The following is a 260-nucleotide window of genomic DNA, read 5'->3' as shown; positions in this document are numbered from 1 at the left end:
GGCCGCGGCGGAAGCGGCCGCGCACGGCCGGGACGCCACCGAACCCCTGGTGGCACGCAAGGGCCGCGCGAGCTATCTCGGCGAGCGCAGCGCGGGGCACGTCGACCCGGGCGCGGCATCCACGGCGCTCCTCTTCCAGACGCTGAGCGACACTCTGGCGGCACGGGGGTGATCGGTATCGTCGCGGTCTCGCACAGTCGTCCGCTGGCCGAGGCCGCCGTGGATCTGGCGCTGCGGATGGGCGGAGGCGACCCGCCCAC

1 protein-coding gene is annotated in these 260 nt (G+C 75.8%); it reads left to right on the top strand.

The window, feature by feature from the left end; genetic code table 11:
* The coding region (locus EOD29_RS32790; protein ID WP_127248857.1) for a DAK2 domain-containing protein at positions 1-172 on the top strand (172 nt) is incomplete at its 5' end.
* Between the last annotated feature and the right edge of the window lie 88 nt (positions 173-260).

The organism is Mesorhizobium sp. M1A.T.Ca.IN.004.03.1.1, from assembly GCF_003997555.1.
Taxonomy (GTDB): domain Bacteria; phylum Pseudomonadota; class Alphaproteobacteria; order Rhizobiales; family Rhizobiaceae; genus Mesorhizobium.
Note: the sequence above shows the minus strand (reverse complement) of the source record. Positions and strands in the feature narration are given on the sequence as shown.